Raw genomic sequence first — 22,283 nt, 5'->3', positions numbered from 1 at the left:
CAGAAATAGGGGCTTACCACCCCAATTGGCCAAGGCATTGACAGGCCAAAGACCGGAATTGAAACCGGAAGTTAAAATTTTTTTAACTTTGCACCAGGTTTGCAACCGATAAGTCCTCAAGTTTTCCCTAAGGGTCATTTCAAGGTTTTTGGCGAATTGTGGGAGGTTTTATGCCTCTGTTTACGATTCTGTTGGGGCTGCTCCTGCTTCAGGTGCTGCTGACGGCCAGCCTGTTTTGGGACCACAAAGGTGGTCGGCTGCTGCTCCTGCATTTGGCCGTGCAGACGCTTTGCTGGACGCTGCTCAGGCATCTTGAGGATTCCACCCAGCTCTTTACCTTCGGCATGGAACAAACTGTTTTCTGGGCCAATATTCTGCTCGGTCTAGTCTGGGTGGACTGGTCTCTGCCTGCGCGCTGGATGAAAATTCTGTTTGCCAGCCTGGTCTTCTTCAGTGCCGCCAGTGCCGGACTCGAACTGATGGAGTGGGAGTTCGCGTCCTATGGAGCCATGATTACTCAATTCAGTTCCCAGCTGCTCATGGCCTGGCTTCTGGCGCAGACGATTCGCCATCAACAGGATGTCTCACTCTCAGCCTTCCTTGGGGGATGGCTGGGATTGATCGCCATTCAACTTTGGTCGCAGGTGAATTTCCATCTGCTGGATGAACCCCTCGATATCTCCTCGCAGTTTATCGGTGCCTTTATCGTCGGCTCGGCCGCTTGCTTTCGTCTGTGCTGGCTGATGCTCGTCCAACGGAATGATGAAATGGAAAAACTGCGCGAGGAACTGCAGGCAGCGGACGAACGTCTGGAAAGGAAGGACCAGCAGATCCTGGAGATCGCTGATCAGCTGACAGCCCTGGAAAAGGAATTCAAGAAGTTGGAAAAGGATCTGCAGCGCAGCCAGTCGGAACTTTATCAGCAGGCGAAGACCACCAGCCTCGGCCATTCCTCGGTGCAGATCAGCTATCAGCTCCAGGGCATTCTGGTGGGCAGCATGAACCGCATGCGGCGTATCGTTCAGGGGCTTGAGGATAACGGTCACAAGGATTCTGTTGTATGCCAAAAGCTGGCGGTGATTTTGAAAAGCCTCGACCAGGCCACGCTTCTGACCAGCACACTGCAAAAATTCGGCGGCGGTCGGAAGGAAGCGGCGGAAACGTTTCTGAATGTTCAAACCTGGCTGCAGGAGGTGATCAGCCTCTGTGATCAACGGATGAGAAAGAGTGAAATTCATCTGGATATCAAACATGAGACCGGGGATGTCTGGGTCAAAGGCCGGGTGGCGGACCTGATGCATGCCCTGCTCATACTCCTGAATAATTCCTGCGATGCTTTGGAATTCAGCGAAGTCAAACGCATCACGATTGAAGTGAAGCGTGTCGTGCATGAAGGTGGCGACCGGCTGCGCATTATTATCAGCGACAGCGGACAGGGTGTGCCGACCGGCATCCGCGCCCGCATTTTCCAGCCCTTCTTTTCCACAAAAAATCTGGGGCAGGGCAGTGGCCTTGGTCTGACCATCGCCTCCCGGATCTTTGCCGATCACGGCGGGGGCATTCAACTGGATGCCGAAGCCCTGGCCACCACGTTTATCGTCGAGCTGCCTCTGCAGATGCCGACGCCGATGGGCCAGGAACTCGTGACCTGATCATTTTTTGGCAAAAAACGCTTGAATGGCCTGAGCGGTTTCCTTGGAACGGAGCCGCTCGATAAAGGCCTCGCCTTCCACCCGCATGTGTTTCAAAACCTCCTCGTGCTGATGTTTCTTCAGCAGGGCCTTCGATTCCTGCACCGCCGCGCGTGGTTTCGCCGCCAGCACCTGGGCCCGCTGCCGGGCGTGTTCCACCACCTGGGATGGGTCTATGATCTGATTGATCAGACCATATTGCAACGCAGCCAGAGCGTCGAAGGGTTCGCCGAAGTACAGAAGTTCGTGAGCTGCTTTCGTGCCTGCCACCCGCGGCAGAAGCAGGCTGGAGCCACCCTCGGGAACCAGACCAAGGTTGATAAAGGGCAGCTGAAAACGGGCATTGTCCGCCGCATACACGATGTCGGCATGCAAAAGCAGAGTCGTACCAATTCCAACCGCAAAGCCTTCCACGGCGCAAATCAAAGGCTTCGAAAAAGTTGCCAGGGCGGTGAGAAAGTGAAAGACCGGCGCATCCAACCCCGAGGGTGGCGCCTCAAGGAAATCCTTAAGATCATTTCCCGACGAGAAATTGCCACCCTCACCGCGCAAAAGAACGGTGCCGATGTCATCCCGCTGGGCGGCCTGGGTTAATTCGTCTGTGAGTTTTGCATACATCGCGCTGGTAAAGGCATTCTTGCGCTCCGGACGGTCGAGAACCAGTTCCAGAACCGAACCTGCGACAACACTGCGGATACCTTGAGTGCTCATGAGGACTCCCTGTGAGAACGGTCAGGTGCTCATCATCAACAATTTGGATGGACTTGCAAGCGGAAGCTTGAGACAGCGAAGAGTCGCAATTCTGACTTTATTCCCCTTTTCGTCAAACTATACAACATCAGCTCTCGATAAAGCTCGAAAAATACAAGGGAATGAATTGGCCCGGATGCTGCACAGGCCATTTTCAGGTTGCCGGCCACCGTTTTTGTTCATGAAGAAACCACATTCAAAATGCATGCGAAAGGGTGAACGATGAAGATTGTTGCTTTGAGCTTTACGATCCTGATGCTTGTGAGTTGCGGAAAAGTTGCCAACACCTCATCACCTGATTCCGTGATCTCTGCCGATGCTGCCCGGTGGCCGAATCCCAAGCTTGTGCCGATCTGCTTTACCAACAAGGATGTCGTCAGTCAGGAGATTTACCGCGACCTCCTGAACACGGCCGTCAACGAATTTGCGAAGGCCGGTGTCCACTTTAGAAAATGGCGTGAGTGCGAGGCACAGGATTACAATGACTCCATCATCCGCGTTCAATTCAAGAACGTCTACAATTGGAACAACAGCAGCTATTCCTATGGTGGTGGCAAATCAAAAGTCGGCATGACCCGGCGCGCCCTGAACGATGGAAACGGTTCGACGCTTTGGATCAAGCTGGATGACGACTATCCAAACCAGGAAGGTCGAAAAAGAGATACGGTCATTGCCGGGACCCGCAGTGCTTTCTTGCATGAGATAGGCCATGCCCTTGGTCTTCTCCATGAGCACACGCGCACGGACTACAATCCGGACGGTGGCGAATGCGAAGCGGGTGAGAACCATGACAACATCAGAGAATCTGCAGGCGACATCGATTACATCGGGCGCCCGGACTATGATTCTGTGATGTCCTATTGCAATTTGAAGGTTGCGAAACTTTCCCAGGGTGATATTGCCGGAATTCAGGCACTTTATCCTGAGTTGAAGGACTGACAGACAGGGTGCCTCCTCAGGCTGCTCGCAGCTGGCAGGGGAGATAGGCGGCACTGACAGACAGGGTGCCTCCTCAGGCTGCTCGCAGGCGGCAGAGCAGATAGGAGGAGTCATCCTCCAGCGCCAGCTGGTGCCTTTGCATCATCTCTTCGATGCGCTGATGAATAAGGTCGATGGCGAGGTCAGGCTGGATATGCTCGGCTATGGCTTTCAGGTGATTGCGCTGCCCGGTATCGGTCTGATCGAGAAGGCCATCGGTAAATAGAAAAATCACATCCCCGGCCGCCGCCTGCCAGGACTCATGCCCAAAATCCGGCTCATCGCTGATGCCCAGCGGCGAGCCGCCTTTCAGAATAAAACGCTGCCCCGCCCGCCCGCTGATGAGAATCGGGGTATGACCGGCATTGCGATATTCCACGCGCCAGGTTTCCAGATTGATACAGACCAGAGCCATGGTCGCCATTAAACCCGTATTCTGGGCCGTCGTGCGCACAACGTGATCGAGCCGATCCATCAGGACTTTCAGAAGGTCCGCATCATCAAGGGATTGAATCGGATCCGCCGCTGCCAGACCATAGAAGGCTCCGTGCAAGGCGCCGGTGAGCAAAGCGGATGGAAGCCCGTGGCCGGTGACATCGGAAATCGCCAAAAGAAGACGCTGGCGCGAGGCATCATACGCATAGCCGAGCCAGTCGCCTCCAATCTTGGCGCTCATCTGATGGGAGCTGCGAATTTCATAGCGTGGGGTGAAGCTATCGGTTCGAATAAAGGCATCCTGCACCGTATGGGCATCGTCCAGACTCTGCTCCAATTTTTCCCGGGCTTGGTGCTCCTCCTGCTGCTCCTTTTGCGTGCGACGGAACTGGTCACCCACCGCCACACCCAGAAGGATCGCCTGCATGGCCGCTCCGATCACAGGAAATTCAAAACGAATCGTCTGTTGCCAGGCGGGACTGGAAGCCACCCAGACATTCAAATCCTGGATGAACACAAAGGCATTGCCCACCAAAACCGGAAGCCAGGCTATTGAAAAATAGCGCGCCGGCCCATAGCCGCGAAGCCAGATATGGAGACCGATGCCATAATAGAGGAAGAGGCACAGCATCGAGGCTATCGTGGAATACTTCATCGCTTCCGGCGTCATGTCGATGATAGCCCAGCCGATGAAGAACAGACAGCGCAGGGGTATCAGCCGAAGGATTACATCAAACCGCGGCGCATAACGCTGCGTCTGCAGAGTATCGCGGACAAACACGGCACCGACGAGGTGTGTGAACTCACCGAGCAGCAGCGCAGCACGATTCGACCACCAGGGCGCGTCCGGCCAGAGATAAAGGGAAGCGGTCTGATTGTAGGTGAACTGATAGAGCAGATGAAAAAAGAGCAGCACAAAGCTGTAGTACAGAAAGTTGCGGTGGCGGGTCCGGAGAAAGATATAGACCGTGAGGATGTAAGTAAACAGCATGACACCCGCGTAGGCCCCCAGGAAAAAAGACTCGCGTTTTTCCTTGAGACGCAGACTTCGCTGCGTATGCAACTTCGGATTCAGATTGATCGCATGATCCGAACGCATTTTGATAAACCAGGTCCCGCCACGATCCGGCGCAACATCCAGGTGCCAAGTCGGAGAACGGTGCCGATCCTGAGCCGCGCGGGGCCGGCTGAGGCCTGCCTCATAAACCGGCTGCTCCTGACCGGGAACGTAAACCTCCCAGCGGCTCAGCAGCGCGGAATCGAGTTCCAGCCACGGACTCGCATCCGCCGCCGCCGGAGGCAGATCCACCCGTAACCACAGCGTGCCCTGCGTGAAGCCGAAGCTGATGGAATTTTTGGGAATGGCCTGAAAAGTCTGGTTTTGTGCTGCCGCGAAATCGCTTTGACCACTGGCGTCGAACCAGTACTTCAGGTGTTCTGCCTGGCGCTTCGCTTCCCTGTCTGCATCCGCCAGCCCGTCCGTGACAAGCAACAGAGCGGCAAGCGCGCTGATCAGCAGGGCTAACCAGGAACTCTTATGATGATACCAACGCAGCACGTCCACCTCCTCGACTCTTCAAATATCGGGTGTTTTTGTGATTTCTAAAGAGCGGCAGGGTGCTACACTGGGTAGAAACCCAAAAGCCTCTCGTGAAGAAGGACGCGCCAGCCATGGATGAGACGCAAGATCAGAGCGTGCATCGCAAGATTGCGAAAAATGTGTCTCTTCTGAGTCTATCCGTGGGGCTCACCATGGTCATCGGCCTGGCTCTGAGGATGCTGCTGCCTCGGATCATGGGTCCGGAAAAAATGGGGATATTCTATTTCGCGGATTCCTTCACCACCGCTTTTTTCGCGTTTCTGCCCTTGGGCTTTACCACCTATATCAATCGCACGGTGCCGAGCAACCACGGTCATGTTCGGGATATCTTCGACACCATTGTTCTGATGGAACTTCTGATGGCCGCTCTCATCGGCCTCGCGATGTTCGCCAGCCTCATGATTTTCAAAAGGGATGCCGGCTGGGAAACCTGGGGCACGGTGATGATCATGGGCATCTATGCCGCAACCTTTAATTTTCAGCGCAATATCCTGCACAAGATCTTCATTGCGATCGATAAGGTGCGCCTGGTCTCGATCATCAACGTCGTCGTCAAAATTGTGCTGGTGGCGGGCTGCCTTGTCATTTTTAAATTTCATCCGACCATCCTGCTGGTTGCGATCATGCATGCCCTGTCCGAGATTTTTGGTCTGTTCTACATGATGCGTGAGGCGCGCCGGCATCAGTTCTTCGGCGAAGGCTTCAGCCGGGAACGGCTGCGGGAGCTGCTCAAGGTCAGCCTGCCGTTTTATATGGCCGGCGTGCTGACCACCTTTTTTACCGAGACGGATACCAACATGCTCAGCTTCATGAGCAGTGATATCGAGGTCGGATACTTTGGTTCCGCCAACAAGCTCATCGGCGTTTTTCTGCTGCTGATTCCCATTCTGCAAAGCTCGTTCACGCCGGCGTTGTCGCAGGCTCTGCATGAAGGGGCAGGGAACTTTGGAAAACTTTATAAGCAGCTGATGAACCTCCTTCTGGTCTTCTCCCTGCCCTTGAGTGTGGTCCTGATCCTCTTCGGCGATTATATTTCGCGGCTGCTCTATGGCGATGGCTTCCAGGCCAGCTATAAAATCGTCTGCTTTTTAACGCCTGTCCTGACCATGATGTATATCAATACGTTTACGGGCGCCTGCCTTTACCTGTCGAGCCCGGGAGGCCAGATATCCCGCATCTTCATTATCGGGCTCATCATCAATGTCGCGCTGGATATGGTGGCGATTCCCATCGGTTTGAAGTTTGGTCCAGGCGGCGCCGGGGTGGCTGTCACGTTCTGTACGTTTATTTGTGAGGTTTATACCTTCCTCGCCATGACGCGCATCTTTCCCACGCAGGTACTCGACCTGAAGCTCTTTAAAAATATGCTCGTCATCCTTGCCCCCTGTTGGCTGGGCATGCTGTTCTATGAACCCATGGTCGCCTTGAACTTCTGGGAGCGTCTGGCCATCGCTGCGCTGGCACCCTTTTATGCGCTGCTGACGCGACTGGTGACCATGGCCGAAATCAAGGCCTTCTCCCGCCTGGTGCGTTCGACTCTTACTTCGTGACATACTTATTGTTCCGCGATGTTTGACAATTCGCCGGCTTTTGGGCAGTTTGAACGACTGTTCATCCCTCTTTGCGTTGGAGAAAGCCATGCTTGCGAATCGAAGCGTTCGACGGATCGCCCTGGGCGGTGCCCTTCTCATCCTGGCCCAGAGTTCACGGCTGCTGGCTGTGATTGCGGAACCCCTGCCCATCGGAGCCGCTCTGTCTCAGACGTCCAATGTTGCGCTCCTCGGTCAGGAACAGATCGTGGGTGTGCAGCTCGCCGAGGAATATTTCAACAGCAAGGGCGGCGTCGGTGGCACCAAAATCCAGGTGCTCGTCGAGGATTCCGCGGGTGATGAAGCTTCGGCCATCAACGCCTTCAATGCCCTGTTACGCAAAAATGTTGTCGCCATCGTCGGACCTACGCTTTCACAACAGGCTTTTGCCGCTGATCCGCTGGCGGACAAGGCGAAGGTTCCCGTGGTGGGCCCTTCCAATACCGCCAAAGGGATTCCTCAGATTGGAACCTTTGTCAGTCGTGTGTCGGCGCCGATCGCCATCGTCGCGCCTCATGCTCTCGACGCGGCGTTGAAGCGCAATCCTCAGGTGAAAAATGTGGCTGTTCTGTATGCGCAAAACGATGCCTTTAATACCTCGGAGTCGCAAACCTTTCAGGCTGCCGTCAAAGCTGACAAGCGTCTGCATCTCAGCACGATTCAAAAATTTCAGACCACCGATACGGATTTCACCACCCAGGTAAGTGAAGTGATGAAGGTGAAGCCGGACCTTGTCATCATCTCCGGCCTCGCCGCGGATGGAGGCAACCTTGTCAAGCAGCTGCGACAGCTCGGATACAAAGGCTTGATCATCGGTGGCAACGGGCTCAATACCCCGAACGTCTTTCCCGTTTGTCAAAAATACTGCGACGGCATCATGATCGCTCAGGCTTATTCACCGGAAGCGCCTGATGCGATGAACAAGGTGCTGATTGATCTTTATCAGAAAAAATATAAAAAGATGCCGGGGCAGTTTACCGCGCAGGCCTTCACAGCCGTGCAGGTCGTGGTCGAGGCGCTGAACACCCTGCATCAGAAAAAGAAGATCACGAGCTATGATGTGAAGGAGCTGCGGAAGGAGCTGAATCAACAGATTCTGAAGCAGAGCTATCAGACGGCTCTTGGTCCCATCAGCTTCGATAAGGACGGTGAGATTATTCAGAAGTCCTTTTATGTGGCTGAGATCAGGATGGGTGCGGACAGCAAGAGCGGGACGTTTGCGTTTCTGAAATAAGCGAGGCGACGCTTCATGCTGCAGATCCTGCTGAATGGTCTTTCCATTGGATCGGTCTATGCGCTCTTCGCCCTGGGCTATGCTCTGGTCTTTTCCCTGCTTGGGGTTATCAACTTCGCCCAGGGCGCGGTGTTTGCGGTCGGAGCCTATCTCACCTGGAGTCTGACCACGGGACAGTGGGGTGGGGGCCAGATGCCTCTTTGGGAAACGGACATGCGTCTGCCGTTTCTGGCGGCCGCTGCTCTCTCTCTTCTCTTATGTGCTGGTCTGAGCGCACTGATCGAACGCTTTGCCTTTGAACCTTTGCGGCGGCGGAAGGCGGAGCCTTTGCTGTCTCTGGTCTCCAGCCTCGGGGTGGCCATCGTTCTGGTCAACGCCCTGCTGTTGGTTTATGGCGCCGAGACTCGCAACTTTGATCTTGAAAGCCTCAGCTTTATTCCCGTGCTCCTGGAATGGGGCGAGCTGCGTTTGCGCGGCATTCAGCTGGTGATTCTGCTCGTCTCCCTTTTGGCTCTGGCGGGCCTGCTCCTGCTCTTTCGTTTTTCCATGCTGGGCAAGGCTCTGCGTGCGGTGGCGGAAAATCAAAGCACCGCGAGTCTTCTCGGTATCCCCGTGCAGCGGACGATCGTCCTGACCTTTGCCCTGTCCGGGGCGCTGGCCAGTCTTGCCGGAACCCTGGTGGCCGCTGGCTTCAGCATACCTGGACCGCATTTTGGTTTGCTCTTCGGTTTAAAAGGCCTGGCGGTGATTGTGCTTGGCGGGATGGGCGAAATTTCCGGTGCGGTGCTCGGCGGTCTTCTGCTGGGATTGATTGAAGCCGCCGTGCCCGCGGAATATTCAGGTTACAAGGAGGCGGTGGCCTTCGCGCTTCTCTTCCTCGGCCTGATGCTGCGCCCGCAGGGACTTTTGGGACGACGGCCCTTGGAAAAACTTTGAGATGTTTATGCCGGAATTGGATGCGTTTATTATCATCGTGATGCTGCAGCAGGCCCTGCTCGCCATCAGTCTCTACGTGCCGCTCATGAGCGGTCAGCTCTCGCTGGCCTCGCCCGCCTTTTATGCCATCGGCGGATATCTGGCGGCGCTCATCTCCACGAAATATTTCACCGCGACCGATGACAGTCTTTACCCCTTGACCTGGGTGCTTGGGGAAATGCTGCTCGCCGGACTCCTTTGCTTTGCGATCGCGCAGGCCATCGGTCGCATGGTGCTGCGTCTGCGCGGCATTTATCTGGCTCTGGCCACGCTCGCTCTGGTTGAAGTGGTGCGGGTGACCTGTTTGAATCTGGAATGGACCGGAGGGGCCATCGGCATCTTTGCCATTCCCCAGGTCTTCGCCGAGCAGCAGGGTTATCTCTGGCTGTTTTTACCGCTGTTCCTGCTCATCCTCTACGGAGTTCGCACCATGGAGCGCAGCCGCATCGGGGAAGCCTTCCGGGCTTTGCGCGAGGATGAGTATGCAGCCGCCGCCATGGGTATCGACCCGGCTCGCTGCAAAACTCTGGCCTTTGCCTGGGGTGCGGCCATCGCTGGCATCACCGGCGCCGCCAGTGCTCATCTTTTGAATACGTGGAATGCAAGGCAGGGCACCTTTGATGCCAGCATCAATATCCTCGCGTATGTCGTCATCGGTGGTCCCTGGTCCGTTTGGGGAGCTGCGCTCGGCGGCGCGGTCCTGTCCGCCTTGCCGGAAATCCTGCGCCCTCTGCAGGATTATCGCCTCGTCGTGAATGGAACCTTGATCGTGCTGGCCAGTCTTTATCTCCCCCGCGGTCTGATTCCGGATCGCCGTCGTAAACACCCGAGACCCACGAGCTGGCCCACTCTGCGGGAGGCGCCCGTGAGCGGCGATGAACTGATTCTGCAGATTGAAGGTCTGGACGTGCAGTTCGGTGGCCTGAAGGCGGTGCATGGTCTTTCGCTCGCCATCAAGCGCGGGGAAATCTTTGGCTTGATCGGACCCAACGGGGCCGGGAAAACCACCGTCTTTAATGCCCTGACAGGTTTTGCGCCCGTCACGTCCGGGAGCATTCGTTTCCTTGGTCAGGATATCACGCGCGCCTCGGTGCATCATCGGGCCCGCATGGGATTGATGCGCACCTTTCAAAATTTAAGACTTTTGCGCCAGCAAACCGTTTTGCAAAATATCCTCGCGGCCACCCATCGCTTTGATGCGAAGCAGCGCCGCGCCCTCTTTCCTGCCGGTGCGGAGGCGGAGGCCTGGGCCTGGATGGAATTTGTCGGACTTTTGGAGCAGGCGGGCCGTTGTGCAGGTGATTTGAATTATGGAGATCAAAGGCGTTTGGAACTCGCGCGGGCACTGATGTCGCGACCGGAGGTTCTTTTGATGGATGAACCGGTCGCCGGCATGAACCCGAGTGAGAAGGCTGGCATGCAGGCTTTGATTCGACAGATTCGCGATCGCTTTGGGATCACGGTGATTCTGATCGAGCATCATGTGCCCCTGGTGCTGGGTATCTGTGATCGCATCGCCGTTTTGAATTTTGGAGAAACCATTGCGCTGGGGGAGCCGGCTGCGATTCAAAACGATCCCGAGGTTCGGCGTGCGTACCTGGGATCGGAGGAAGCCCTCGCATGACGGAAGCCCCTCTGCTCCAGGTCAAGGATCTCTCGGTGCACTATGGAGGCATTCAGGCCCTGCATGATGTTAATCTTCACGTGAATGCGGGGGAAATCGTCACGCTGATCGGTGCGAATGGAGCCGGCAAGACGAGCTGTCTGCGGGCCATTTCCGGTTTGATTCGCCCGGCCGCGGGATCGATTCATTGGGCCGGACAGGATCTGCGCAAATGCGATGCCGCCGCCCGTGTGAGGCTGGGTCTCGCGCATTCCCCCGAAGGTCGCATGGTGCTGGCGCAGCAAAGCGTGGAAGATAATCTCAAGCTCGGCGGGTTTGTGCATCGGGCGGACAAGGCCGGCAACCAGCAAAGCCTGGAGGAGGGCTATCAACTTTTCCCGCGCCTGAAGGAAAGACGCCAGCAATCGGCTGGAACCCTGTCGGGAGGGGAGCAGCAGATGCTGGCCATCGGTCGCGCGCTGATGGCCCGACCGAAACTTCTTTTGCTGGATGAACCGAGTCTGGGACTTGCCCCCTTGGTGGTCGCGGAAATTTTCGATCGCATGCGCGGGATGAATGCCAAGGGCATGGCGCTCCTGCTCGTGGAACAGAATGCACAGCTGGCTCTGCGTCTGGCGCAGCGGGCTTATGTTCTGGAAAGTGGTCGGGTGGTTTTGGAAGGAAGGGCCCAGGAGCTTTTGCATGATTCCCGCGTGAGAACAGCTTACCTGGGCGCGTGAGCTGTTACAGGGAAACGATGCCTTCGATCAAGGCAGCCTTCTTATAGACTGCGATAATATCATCCGAAGCCTCGACCCTGGTCTTAAGACTGATGGAGATATATTTACCGGTCCGGGAAAGCTTTTCCTCGATCAGACCTGTTGGGAGCACGTTCAGCAGTTCGCCTTTTTTGTGCATGGGCACGATGAATTTAAAAAGGTAGTTCGAAGGCCAGGTGTGCACCGTGTCCAATCTGTTTTTGAGTTGATCAAAAAAAGCCATGGGTTCACCTTTCTCCCTGGAGATTGACAGGGACAGGGCATCTTATGAAAATCGGGAGCGTATTGCAAGGACTGCGCCTGCATTGCGCATTGAGCCGGGCTTGCGCCCGGTCCAAAATGCTAAGAAAATCAATAAATTGGGGAAAAGTCAGGTTGGCATGATCAGGTTTTTTTCTGTCCGAACACATCCACCAGATAACGCTGTCCGTTTTCCATATCCTTGAGCCAGGCCTCCGCAGCGGCCGCATCCTTGCCGGTTTTATCCGCATAAATCCGGGCGAACATCGCGCGGACATCCGGCGCCATCTGCAGGCCATCACCACAGACAAAGATCACAGCATTCTTTTGCAGAAGCTCCCATACCCGATTCCGCTGCTCCCAGATGCGGTCCTGGACATAACGGAATGCACTGCCCTCCTGATGCGAAAAAGCGCAATGAAGTTCCGTCACCGCCTGCTGCTGAAAGCCTTCCATCTCGGTGCGATAAATAAAGTCCTTGTCCTGCCAGCGGCAGCCAAAAAACAGCAGCGCCGGTCCCGGATTTTTCCCCGCATTTTTCAGAGCCAGACGTTCCTGCAAAAATCCACGGAAGGGCGCAAAGCCTGTGCCTGGTCCCACCATAATGATGGGGCGTTCCGCATCCTGCGGCAGGGTAAAGGGCAGGGTCGGGGCTTTCACAAAGGCAAAGATCGCATCGCCGATTTCACGACTCTGCAGAAAGGACGAGCAGACGCCTTTGAATGTGCCATTGGCCGCCAGGGACGGACCGGCGACCACACCCACGGTCAGAGACACGGTGCGCGCCTGGGTCAGGGGTGACGAGGAAATGGAATAATACCGCGGGCGAATCGGAGCCGCCATATCCAGGAAGGCATCCAGCGGCAGATGGCACGAGGGGAAAGCGCAGAGGATATCGTAAATGGAACGACGTTTGTTCAGAACCTCCTGTTGATACTGCGCGTGACCTGCGGTGGTATCCTGAGCCCAGCCGCTCAGGGTCTGCCGTTCCTCCTGCACGAGGCAATGGCTCGCCAGTGTTTCCAGGTGACGTCGGGAGACGACCTCCTGCAATTCAATGTATTCACGCAGGAGTCGACCGAGCGCGACCTGGCGCCCGGTGGGAAGAAAACCGCCTTCCTTCTGCTGCTGCTCCAGGGTCACGAGGGTATCGGTCGCAAAACCAAGGCGCAGCGCCACGGCCTCAACCACATGATCACGATTGTGAGCGAACACACCAAGATGATCGCCGACGCGGTAACTCATGCCCTCCGGCAGCTGGAGTTCGATGTGCCGGGTCGAACGTTCGGTTCCATCGGCATCCTCGACCTTATACAATTCGTGATTGGCCACGACGCGGAACGGCTTCGCCTGGTAGCTCGCATGCAGGGGACGCAGGGGTGAATGCTGAACCACCTGCACCTGGTAGCGTTTGGGGGTGGCACGGTTCAGGCCCCGGGTGGGCAATTCCAGATTCAGTTCCTCCAGGGTTTCCTTCCAGAAACCCTTGGTGAACTGTTCGCAGCCGTTTTCAAAATCCGCATTGGCATCCGCTTCACCAGCATCGAGAAGGCGGATGCCGCCTTTGGCTGCCAGTGTCCGATCGATCTCCCGCGGAAAGGCCTGGAAGGTTTTCCATTGGGTGTTGCCGCAGCCGAGGACGGCAAAGCGCAAACCATCGACGCGGAAACGATCGGATCGCATCCACTCGGCAAAACGCTGTGCGTTATCCGGAGGCATGCCGTTGTATGTGGCTGTGACGATCAACACGATCCCGGAATTGGGCATGGCCTCGACGGCATCATCAAGCGCGGCCACGCGGGCCACAAATCCGAGCCGCCTGCCCTGCTGCGCGAGACGTTGAGCCAGCTCTTCGCTGGTGCCCATATTGGAACCATAGTAAATGGCCAGCGCGGTCCCATGCTGGGGCAGAATCATTTCATCCTGCTCGCGCGTTGCCACCGGGACTCTGTCCTCCGCTTTGAAAGCCACCGGAGCCCGATGCAGGGGCAGACGGGGAAAGGCCTTGATGCGGAAATCGGCAGGTTTCAGGGTCAGGGTTTCCTTCACCTTCAGCTTATAGTCGGGTTCACCCTTGATTTCAAAGTGCTTCAGAATCAGAGCGAGCGCGGCCGTGGCTTCGACCATGGCAAAGTGCTGACCGATGCAGGAACGAGCCCCGGTTCCAAAAGGTCGCCAGGCGTATTCCGGAATTTTGTCTTCCGCACCGGCCGCAAAACGGTCCGGATCGAAAGCTTCGGGGTCCTTCCACACCGCCGGATCACGATGCAGGGCCGGCAGAAGCACCAGCACCTCTTCACCCTTCTTGATTTCATAGCGGTCGCCGATGATCGTGTCTTCATAGGGCGTGCGTGCAAAAGCGGGAGCGGTGGGCCAGAGGCGCAAGGTTTCCCGCAGCACGTGGTTCAGATATTTCAGGTCGCCAATATCCTTGAAACTCAGCTGATAGTCCGGATCCCGACCCAGTACGCGATCCACTTCCTCAACGGCCTTCTGCATGACTTCAGGATGGGACACGAGGAAGTAGGTGGCAAAGGAGAGAAGGCCGCTCGTGGTTTCGTGGCCGGCGATCAGGAATGTGATGAGCTGATAACGGATGTTTTCAAAGTCGAGCTTTTCGCCGGTTTTTTTATCCATCCCATTGAGCATGAGAGACAGGAAATCCACCTTGTCCTTGAACTTTTCGGCATTCTTATGGCGTTCGGCCAGCAGTTCATCCACCACGCGGAACATCAGATCGCGGCCGGCGTTGAATTGCCTTTCCGATTTTTTATCGAGGGCGTTTTGCAATTTGGTTTTCTTGATACGGGCTGCGGAATTCTGGAGACCCAGGATCATGGCATCCAGGAAAGGGTGCAGCTGATCCGAGGCGAACGAACGAAAGCGATGATCAAACCCGCAGAGAGCGATGGTGTCCAGCGTCAGCCGGGTGAAGTCCGCGGATACATCAATGCCCTGTTCGCCGACCACCTGCCACTTTTGAAGAAGCTGTTGAGCCACTTCCAGCATCTTGGGCAGATACTCCTTCATCTGCTTCAAACCAAAGCCGGGCAGAAGAATGTTGTGAGCCTTGCTCCAGTTGGGTTCTCCGGGCAGCGCCGTAAACAGCCCATCACCTGCGAAACGGCGGATTTCCATCAGCACGCCGTGGACGGCCTTGTGAAAGCGCTTTTCGTCGCAGACTTCGCGGACCAGCTCATGACTGCTGATGACATAGAATCGGGTTCCTGGAATCACCATCTCATAGATCGGATAGTATTGTCGGGCCAGAGCCACAAGTTCCTGAACGATGGTGTCACCGAAAACCTGGGGCAGGTTGCCGATAATCGGCAGGCGCGGAGGATGCGGAATGGGATGCACAGCCGTCATAAGTCCAGTCCTCATGATCATGATTGATTGAGGACTTATTTTAGCATGAAACCGAAATCCTGACGCGTGACCTGGTGAAAGATCCTAGGCGGCCGACCTCACTCACGCGGCGGGCGCCCTGCGGCGCAGCTGCTGGAGTTTCTCCCGTGCCTTCGGGAAGGCGGGGGCATACTGCAGACAGAGTTCGAGATAGCGGACGGCTTCGTCATTGCGCTTCATCTGGATGGAACACATCGCCAGGTTGAAATACACCCGGGCGTCGGTCGGATTCAGCTGCAGCGCCTCTTCATAGGATTCGATGGCCCGGTTGTGATCACCGAGTTTTTTGAAGCAGACCCCACGGAGATTATGGATCTCGCTGGTCATGCCAAAGGCGCTTTCATGCTGTTGCGTGTAATCCAGAGCGCCTTCCATATCGCCTTCACTGTAGCGATCCTTGCCAAGGCAAAGCAGAAACTCCGGACGCTCGATCCCGACCCGCATCGCGCTGTGGCAGAGCGGGGCCGCCAGACGGAATTGTTGAAAATCCATCAGCAGCTTGATGGCCCTGGTGAAATAAAAGCCATTGGGAAACTGATCCAGCACTTTCCTGAGGAGATCGACAGCCGGCTCGCCCTGATTTTTTTGCAAAAGGATTTTCGCCTGCAGCAGCGCGCGCGCGGGTGAGTCCTCATCACTTTTCGAGAGTTCCTCGATCACCTTCTCCGCCTGGGCGATCTGTTTATCCTGCAGGAAGGCCTCGGCCAGACCCAGGGAACTGCGGGCGCTGTTTTTGGTCAGACCGCGCAGTTCGGAGTAGAGTTCAATGGCCTCCCTGGACTTGTTTTTGATCAGGAAGTCCTTGGCCTTGGAATATTTGTTTTCGAGTGTTCCCGAGGTATTGAAAAGCGAAAGGGTTGAATCCATGGTGAAGTCCAGATCCGAGGTTTGCACGGGAAACTGCAGGTATTTGATCAGACCATAGCGTTTGAGAACCTCATCGCTCTCAGGCTGGGAGTCCCTGCCAAACAGAATCACGGGACGGTTCGGAATGCGGTCGGAGGTCTTGATTTCCTTGATCAGCTGCCAGCCGGAAATGGGGCGGATATTTTGATCGCAGATCAAAAAACCAAAGGCCTGTTCGGTCATCTGTTGCAGGGCATCGATGCCGTTATCCATCACCAGAATATTCTGAATTTCCAGCTTGTTGAGTGCCTTCACAATGGTTTCGGCGTGGTCTTTTTGCGCTGAAAGAACCAATACGCTCAGGTCTTTTTCATAGTTGCCCAAGGTGAACCACTCCTCTCGTCAGATCCAAAAAGCGGACCATTGGCTATGATATCGGCAGAATGGTGCTGACGGTTGACAGGCAGCGGGGGGAGTGAGTCTGGCCCTTGGGCAAAACCAGACTCTTTTGGGAATTCAAGCGAGGAGTTGCAGAAGGTCGTCGCGCGTCAGCGTGGGCAGGGCCGCGCCTTCCCCGACGGCCGCGGCGGCCAGGGCCCGCTTGGCTGCCTGCAGTTCCAGTATCTTTTCCTCGACGCTATCGAGGGCCACGATCGGATGAATCATGACCGTTCGATCCTGACCAATGCGGTGCGCGCGGTCCGCCGCCTGATCCTGGGCCGCGGGGTTCCACCAGGGATCCAGAATAAAGACATGATCCGCCTGCGTAAGGTTCAGACCCACGCCACCGGCTTTGAGCGACATGATGAGTACCGGAGGACCGTCCGGATTCTGAAAGGCATCCACCACCGCCTGGCGATCCGCAGTACTTCCGTCCAAACGGAGATAACGCAGGCCGGCCGTTTCCAGGATGGGCTCCAAAAGATCCAGCAGGCTGGTCCATTGCGAGAAGACCAGAGCCTTGTGACCCTCCGCCAGCGCCACCTCCAGGCTTTCCATGAGAACGGTCAGCTTCGAGGAGTGCGGTGCCGACTGCTGCGGAAGCAGCGCCGGATGACAGCAGGCCTGTCGCATGCGCAAAAGAGCTTCAAGGGCTTCGATCACCGAACCGCCGGCCTGCAATTTTTCCACGACATCGCGTCGTGTGGCGCCCTGGATCGCGGTATAAAGTTCCCGTTCCTCGGGCCAGAGTTCCGCATACAGAACTTTTTCAATACGCGGTGGCAGCTCAGGGGCCACATCACGTTTCAAACGCCTTAAAATAAAGGGTTTGGTGATCTGTCGCAGGCGGTCTGCCACAGCCTGCTCGCCATTCTCGATCGGCCGGCTGAAGCGTTCGCGGAAATCCTTGCGGCCTCCCAAAAGACCGGGATTCAAAAAGGCGAAGAGACTCCAAAGATCATCGAGGCGGTTTTCCACTGGAGTTCCGGACAGAGCGAGACGGAATGTGCCTTTCAACTTTTGTACGGCATGGGCAATGCGACTTTCCGGATTCTTGATGGTCTGTGCCTCATCAAGCACCAGCGTATTCCACGAAGCTTCGGCAAAACGGGCCTCCTCGCTGCGCACAAGGCCATAGCTCGTCAGCACCACATCGGCTTTGGGATCCCACTGCCTTTGCGGTCCATGATACAGGGACACCCGCAGATCGGGGCGGAAGCGCTCCAGTTCGCGCCTCCAGTTGGGCAGAACGCTGGTCGGGGCGATGATCAGATTGCCCTTGGAGGCCAGCGTGGCGATGGCCTGCACCGTTTTTCCAAGACCCATATCATCCGCCAGCAACGCACCGAGTTCCAGACTCTGCAGATGCTGCAGCCAGGCCACGCCCTGCTTTTGATAGGCCCGCAATTCCGCGCGAAAATCCCGCGGCAGTCGCGGGGTGGCCTGATGAAAGTCGAAAAGGCGCAAACGGCGGAAAGGCTGCAGATCCGGAGGACTGTCCTGGCCCTGCTCTTCCAACAGTTGAATGACTTGAGGCAACGCCGATTTCGGAAGCGCGTCCTGGTGCTCTTGCGCAAGCAGAAGATCAAGAATCTGGCGGCCGAAGCGGGCCAGCCAGTCACGCGGCAGCTCGGCAAAACCTCCATCCAGCAAGGGCACAAGGCTTTCCCCGCGCTCCCAGGCTCGCAGGGCCGCGGCCCCATCCACCTGATTTTTTCCCGGCTGGCCTTCGAGTTCCATACCGAGCTGCAGTCGACCCTCCTGCCATTTCACATCCGCCTTCAGCCGGCCCATTTTACGAAACTGCCGGAAACCATCGCCGCTGATCGTGCCATCCCAGTTCTGGAAATGCTCCACGATGCGAATGGCTTCCGGCGCTGCATAGAGGCGACCCTGATAAAGTTCCATGCCCCACTGTCGCCAAAGATCATCCTTGAGTTTGCGTTCACGATCCGCATCGCGAATGGGAACATCCGAACCGAGGGGACGGAACACACCATCCCGTATGCGGGCGATCGGTGGATCGCCATAGACGATACCCGGCTGCAGCCAGAGTTCATTCCCCTGGGCCTCCATATACAGATCAAGGCGGGCCTCGGCCTCGACGAACTTCGGCATGTTCTTCGCACTATTTTCGATACGGAAACGACGTTCCCACTTGGGGAGAGTTTCACTGGAAAATTTTTCGAGATCCCGTAAGGGCACATGAAAGCCGGCGACCAGCATCTGCCGTTCGTCGGGATCGAGATGAAGTTCCGCCTGCGGATGCAGGCCATCGGCGGCAAGGACGGCACCGTTGCTGAAGGTCTCGGTTATGCGTGCGTCCCGCCTTCCCTGAACATGAATGCCGATGCCTTCATCCCGCAGCGCAATCACAAGGCCGAGGGGTTCGCGCTGCACGGAACAGGGCTGGCCATCCAATGTCACCTCAGCCTCCACGAGCAAAGGCAGAATACGGGCGATGGTGGTCGCCTGCAGACGGCCTCGACGATCGCCTTGCAGGGCGGATTCCACCGCAAGGTCGACTTTGGTCGGGGTCACCGGCAGACTGGTCACGCGACCGGTGGAGATGCTGGTCAACGGTGCGGTCAGCAGCTGCAAATTCCCATCGAGGCTGATCACGCGCTCGAAGTGCAAGGCTCCATGATCGCGTGTGAACGCATGCACAATCGTGCCGGCGGCAGTTTTTGATTTGGGCAGTTCCTGGCCCTGCTCATGGGCCCGCTTGAGGGCAATGATGGCCGCGGTCACGTGCGGACAGGGATCGACCTTGCAGGCGCAGTCGCGGTTCCAGTCAAGATCCTCGGGCAGGAGTGTGATGACAGCGCTCACTCCCGTCTTGCGATCGAGCACACGCAGGACAATCTCCTCGTTCGAGCTGCGATCGCCGGTCACCGCATCCTGTCGCGCCAGCTCCACGCCGCGCGACCAGGCATCCTTGCTGGCGTTTTCCCGTACCGCTTCAAACAGATCTTCCATAGCTCTCGCGACCTCAGTGTGTTATTATGGCTTTTAAAATTCAGCCCATCCTGGAGGTCTATAAAGATGCCTAACAGCGGAGTGTCTCGCAAGCCCTCGACGTTGACGGTTCAACTCGATGACACACTCCTGGCGCAGCTTGAACGCCAGGCAGCGCAATCGCTGGTCTCCGTGGATGAGTTGGTGCGTCGGGCCATACGGGAAAGTCTGTCCGCGGGTACTCCCAAGGCCTCCAAAAAAACGCGCCCGAGTGCCACGCGTCATGACGAAGCTCCCTTGGATGCCTTTTTGCCTGAAGGTGTGGATCCTTTTACGCCCGCTGATGTGGTGACCGGACTGGCCACCAACTTTGAAGAGGTGCAGGCTCGCATGCGCTTTGCAGGTACGCCAGCGTTACTAAGAGACCTCGGCTAAATAAAGTTTCAGACGCTGATAATGTGTCTGGAGACGCACAAAGTCCTTCTCCTCGCCGCCGCGGTCGGGATGATGGATCAGGGACAGTTGCAAAAACTTGCGGCGCAAAGCCTGGGTCCCATAATCCCGCAAATCCTTCACATCCCGCAAACCAAAATAGGCCATGGCCTCATCAAGATTGCTGGCCGTATACGTCCGGTAGCGTTTCCAAAACGTGCCGAGCATATCCTCAAGATCCGTTTCCCCATACTGCGAAAAATTGTGAAGCTCCGCATAGTAGCGGAACATGATCGCCTGCTGAGTCGCGCCGTCCTGCGGATTCCAAAAGGCTTCCGCCGCGTGCGCCTCACAAAAAATTCCCCTGGTGGGTGTCACGCAGGACCAAAGACTGTAGGCATCGAACGCGCGACATAAACCAGTCGGCCGCCAGCTGACATGAATGCCGAGTGGCGAGAAACCAAAGAGGGGTAAAACATCGGGCCCATGGATGCGCTGCCAGCTGTCGAGCAGGCATTGCTGCAGCGGGACGTCCACCTGTTCGTAGTGTCGATGAAAGAGCAGCTGCAATTCGGTGATGCGATGCCGCAGAGCAAAGCTCAAGGCATGCACACCAACCCAGCCGGTCTGCATCGCCGTGCGATAAAGGTCCGCCGGCACCATGCGTTTTAACAGGATTTGATCCTGCACCGCCGGTGGACGGGCCAACGGCAATGTGCCCGGCGCGGCCTCACGATCCTGTTCCAGGAGAACAGCAAAAAGCTGCTCGGTCTCAATCCATGGAAGAAGAGCCTCAATCATTGGAAAGTCCCCTGTTATTTCCGGATATTTTATCACAGGCTGGTTAAAGGTGGCATGAGACCTGCTTTTCTTCCAAGGTATGAACAGAAAGTGGGTGGCCTGTGTTCCGTATCCTATGGACAATACTCATACTATTGCTTTGTTCGGAGCCTGGGGATGGGGCCTGGGCTGACGAACTTTCCGTCAATCGCTTCGACCCTTCCCGGGTGACCGCGTTTACTCTGCCCAACGGTCTGAAAGTCTTGCTTTATCCGGATGCCTCGCAGCCGGAACTCACTGTCAATATCGTTTACAGGACCGGAGCCAAACACGAAAAACCTGGTGAATACGGGATGGCTCATCTTCTGGAACATCTCCTTTTTCAAGGCACGCAGCGGTATCCCGAAATCCCGAAGGAATGGCAACGGCGCGGGGCGCGATTCAATGCCAACACCAACGCGGATCGCACCACCTATTATGCAACGCTGCCGGCTTCCCCTGAAAACCTGGAGTTCGCTCTGTCCTTGGAAGCGGATCGCATGCGGCATGGTGTGTTAAGTGATGCCGCCATTCAAAAGGAAATGGCCGCTGTGAAAAAGGAATGGGAACAAAGCGGGCAGTCGGGTTTTCAGCCCCTGCTGAAGGAAATGCTGCGCATCGCCTATCCCCATCATGCCTATGGACGGGATACCTTCGGCCTGCAGGAAGGACTTTTGGAAAGTCGCGCGGAGGATTTGCGGGCCTTTTATCATAGGCGTTATGGACCGAACCTTGCCGTGCTCAGTCTGGGCGGTAATTTTGCAACGCATGAGGCCCGACGTTTGATTGAAAAATATTTTGCGGGCATCCCCAATTTGAAACTTCGCGAGGAGTCTGTCCTTCCCCTGCGAGCTCAGCAGGGCGCGCGTCAGGTCACTCTCTCCCGGCCGGGCGCGCCCGCTTATGTCGGCGTTCTGTATCGGGCCATGTTTGGTACGGATGCGAACCATGCACCGGCTCAGGCCCTGGTGCATTGCCTGGTCAGCAGCCCGCAGAGCATACTCCAAACCCGACTGGTGCGAACCGGATGGGTCGAGGATGCCTTTGGTTTTGTGCAGCAATCCGCGGATGAAGGCTTTATCGCATTCATGGCCCGCCCGGCTCGTGGCCAGGATCCCTTGCAGGTGGCGCAAAGAATGTCCAGTCTGGTGGAGGATGCGGCCCTGTCCTGTGGGTCACATGATCTTCCGTTGTTCCAAAAGGAAAATCATCAGGCCTGGGCGGAGCTGATCCGCGATACCCGCGCCCTGACCATGCAACTCGGTGAATACGAGGTGCTGGGCGGCTGGCAGCGCATGGCACGGGAGGAATCTGTGGGTCATCACCTGCAGCCCAAGGACGTGAAGGATGCCGCACGCTGGCTCACACACAATAATCGAGTCCTGGGTGTGCTCGATCCGCGAACACCCGGAAATCCGCCTCCAGACAAGGTTCAGGGCCAGGCGTTCATGCTTTTCCCGAGGCCCACAGGCCGTCTGCACCATCCGCAGCCTTGACCTTGAGGC

The 22,283-nt window shown here is 56.5% G+C and carries 16 protein-coding genes; 9 read left to right on the top strand and 7 right to left on the bottom strand.

Annotated features, from left to right (window positions below; genetic code table 11):
* The first annotated feature begins 170 nt into the window (after window positions 1-170).
* Window positions 171-1,652 (top strand): sensor histidine kinase, encoded by a 1,482-nt coding sequence (locus OLTU_RS19570; protein ID WP_141734452.1) that lies wholly within the window; start codon window positions 171-173, stop codon window positions 1,650-1,652.
* Here the strand turns inward: OLTU_RS19570 and OLTU_RS19565 are convergent, their stop codons facing one another.
* Entirely contained in the window at window positions 1,653-2,402 is a 750-nt protein-coding gene (locus tag OLTU_RS19565) for an enoyl-CoA hydratase (RefSeq protein ID WP_141734451.1), read from the bottom strand.
* A 261-nt stretch (window positions 2,403-2,663) separates the two neighbouring features.
* Between OLTU_RS19565 and OLTU_RS19560 the strand changes: the two genes are divergently transcribed.
* On the top strand, window positions 2,664-3,380 hold the full coding sequence (locus OLTU_RS19560; RefSeq protein ID WP_141734450.1) for a M12 family metallopeptidase: 717 nt from the start codon (window positions 2,664-2,666) through the stop codon (window positions 3,378-3,380).
* A 73-nt stretch (window positions 3,381-3,453) separates the two neighbouring features.
* Here the strand turns inward: OLTU_RS19560 and OLTU_RS19555 are convergent, their stop codons facing one another.
* The gene (locus tag OLTU_RS19555; protein WP_176736779.1) at window positions 3,454-5,412 is read right to left on the bottom strand and encodes a SpoIIE family protein phosphatase; all 1,959 of its coding nucleotides are present in this window, start codon (window positions 5,410-5,412) and stop codon (window positions 3,454-3,456) included.
* A 113-nt stretch (window positions 5,413-5,525) separates the two neighbouring features.
* Here OLTU_RS19555 and OLTU_RS19550 point away from each other — a divergent pair, with 113 nt between their 5' ends.
* The 5 genes from OLTU_RS19550 to OLTU_RS19530 all read left to right on the top strand — a co-directional run bounded on the left by OLTU_RS19550 (window position 5,526) and on the right by OLTU_RS19530 (window position 11,595).
* Entirely contained in the window at window positions 5,526-7,004 is a 1,479-nt protein-coding gene (locus tag OLTU_RS19550; protein WP_141734448.1) for a flippase, read from the top strand.
* Between the two features lie 88 nt (window positions 7,005-7,092).
* A complete protein-coding gene (locus OLTU_RS19545) occupies window positions 7,093-8,277 on the top strand; it encodes an ABC transporter substrate-binding protein (RefSeq protein WP_141734447.1) in 1,185 nt (394 codons plus the stop codon).
* 15 nt (window positions 8,278-8,292) lie between these two features.
* Window positions 8,293-9,213: a branched-chain amino acid ABC transporter permease gene (locus OLTU_RS19540; protein ID WP_141734446.1), complete on the top strand. Its 921-nt coding sequence runs from the start codon at window positions 8,293-8,295 to the stop codon at window positions 9,211-9,213.
* Window positions 9,214-9,220: 7 nt separating this feature from the next.
* The gene (locus OLTU_RS19535) at window positions 9,221-10,876 is read left to right on the top strand and encodes a branched-chain amino acid ABC transporter ATP-binding protein/permease (RefSeq protein ID WP_218110140.1); all 1,656 of its coding nucleotides are present in this window, start codon (window positions 9,221-9,223) and stop codon (window positions 10,874-10,876) included.
* Window positions 10,873-11,595 carry an ABC transporter ATP-binding protein gene (locus tag OLTU_RS19530; protein WP_141734444.1) on the top strand — a complete coding sequence of 241 codons (723 nt, stop codon included), beginning with the start codon at window positions 10,873-10,875 and terminating at the stop codon, window positions 11,593-11,595. Before OLTU_RS19535 ends, OLTU_RS19530 begins: the two co-directional genes overlap by 4 nt.
* 4 nt (window positions 11,596-11,599) lie before the next feature.
* Here OLTU_RS19530 and OLTU_RS19525 read toward each other — a convergent pair whose 3' ends face one another.
* The 4 genes from OLTU_RS19525 to OLTU_RS19510 all read right to left on the bottom strand — a co-directional run bounded on the left by OLTU_RS19525 (window position 11,600) and on the right by OLTU_RS19510 (window position 19,548).
* Window positions 11,600-11,857 carry a DUF493 family protein gene (locus OLTU_RS19525; RefSeq protein ID WP_141734443.1) on the bottom strand — a complete coding sequence of 86 codons (258 nt, stop codon included), beginning with the start codon at window positions 11,855-11,857 and terminating at the stop codon, window positions 11,600-11,602.
* 161 nt (window positions 11,858-12,018) lie between these two features.
* A complete protein-coding gene (locus OLTU_RS19520; protein WP_176736778.1) occupies window positions 12,019-15,243 on the bottom strand; it encodes a bifunctional cytochrome P450/NADPH--P450 reductase in 3,225 nt (1,074 codons plus the stop codon).
* Between the two features lie 102 nt (window positions 15,244-15,345).
* On the bottom strand, window positions 15,346-16,512 hold the full coding sequence (locus tag OLTU_RS19515; protein ID WP_141734441.1) for a tetratricopeptide repeat protein: 1,167 nt from the start codon (window positions 16,510-16,512) through the stop codon (window positions 15,346-15,348).
* 132 nt (window positions 16,513-16,644) lie between these two features.
* Window positions 16,645-19,548: a DEAD/DEAH box helicase gene (locus OLTU_RS19510; RefSeq protein WP_141734440.1), complete on the bottom strand. Its 2,904-nt coding sequence runs from the start codon at window positions 19,546-19,548 to the stop codon at window positions 16,645-16,647.
* A gap of 66 nt (window positions 19,549-19,614) precedes the next feature.
* On the opposite strand from OLTU_RS19510, the gene OLTU_RS31995 reads away from it, so the two are divergent.
* The gene (locus OLTU_RS31995; protein ID WP_176736777.1) at window positions 19,615-19,962 is read left to right on the top strand and encodes a ribbon-helix-helix domain-containing protein; all 348 of its coding nucleotides are present in this window, start codon (window positions 19,615-19,617) and stop codon (window positions 19,960-19,962) included.
* On the opposite strand, the gene OLTU_RS19500 is transcribed toward OLTU_RS31995, so the two are convergent.
* Window positions 19,945-20,760, bottom strand: coding sequence for a hypothetical protein (locus OLTU_RS19500; RefSeq protein WP_141734438.1), 816 nt, complete (start codon window positions 20,758-20,760; stop codon window positions 19,945-19,947). The genes OLTU_RS31995 and OLTU_RS19500 overlap by 18 nt on opposite strands.
* 101 nt (window positions 20,761-20,861) lie before the next feature.
* Here OLTU_RS19500 and OLTU_RS19495 point away from each other — a divergent pair, with 101 nt between their 5' ends.
* Window positions 20,862-22,274, top strand: coding sequence for a M16 family metallopeptidase (locus tag OLTU_RS19495; RefSeq protein WP_141734437.1), 1,413 nt, complete (start codon window positions 20,862-20,864; stop codon window positions 22,272-22,274).
* Window positions 22,275-22,283 lie beyond the last annotated feature (9 nt).

Source organism: Oligoflexus tunisiensis (assembly GCF_001748245.1).
In the GTDB taxonomy this organism is placed as follows: Bacteria; Bdellovibrionota_B; Oligoflexia; order Oligoflexales; family Oligoflexaceae; genus Oligoflexus; species Oligoflexus tunisiensis.
Note: the sequence above shows the minus strand (reverse complement) of the source record. Positions and strands in the feature narration are given on the sequence as shown.

Bases quoted from the DNA above. Each gene is read 5' to 3' on its own strand.
- OLTU_RS19570 (WP_141734452.1), top strand. From the start codon at position 171: ATGCCTCTGTTTACGATTCTGTTGGGGCTGCTCCTGCTTCAGGTGCTG.
- OLTU_RS19565 (WP_141734451.1), bottom strand. From the start codon at position 2,402: ATGAGCACTCAAGGTATCCGCAGTGTTGTCGCAGGTTCGGTTCTGGAA.
- OLTU_RS19560 (WP_141734450.1), top strand. From the start codon at position 2,664: ATGAAGATTGTTGCTTTGAGCTTTACGATCCTGATGCTTGTGAGTTGC.
- OLTU_RS19550 (WP_141734448.1), top strand. From the start codon at position 5,526: ATGGATGAGACGCAAGATCAGAGCGTGCATCGCAAGATTGCGAAAAAT.
- OLTU_RS19545 (WP_141734447.1), top strand. From the start codon at position 7,093: ATGCTTGCGAATCGAAGCGTTCGACGGATCGCCCTGGGCGGTGCCCTT.
- OLTU_RS19540 (WP_141734446.1), top strand. From the start codon at position 8,293: ATGCTGCAGATCCTGCTGAATGGTCTTTCCATTGGATCGGTCTATGCG.
- OLTU_RS19535 (WP_218110140.1), top strand. From the start codon at position 9,221: ATGCCGGAATTGGATGCGTTTATTATCATCGTGATGCTGCAGCAGGCC.
- OLTU_RS19530 (WP_141734444.1), top strand. From the start codon at position 10,873: ATGACGGAAGCCCCTCTGCTCCAGGTCAAGGATCTCTCGGTGCACTAT.
- OLTU_RS19525 (WP_141734443.1), bottom strand. From the start codon at position 11,857: ATGGCTTTTTTTGATCAACTCAAAAACAGATTGGACACGGTGCACACC.
- OLTU_RS19520 (WP_176736778.1), bottom strand. From the start codon at position 15,243: ATGACGGCTGTGCATCCCATTCCGCATCCTCCGCGCCTGCCGATTATC.
- OLTU_RS19510 (WP_141734440.1), bottom strand. From the start codon at position 19,548: ATGGAAGATCTGTTTGAAGCGGTACGGGAAAACGCCAGCAAGGATGCC.
- OLTU_RS31995 (WP_176736777.1), top strand. From the start codon at position 19,615: ATGCCTAACAGCGGAGTGTCTCGCAAGCCCTCGACGTTGACGGTTCAA.
- OLTU_RS19500 (WP_141734438.1), bottom strand. From the start codon at position 20,760: ATGATTGAGGCTCTTCTTCCATGGATTGAGACCGAGCAGCTTTTTGCT.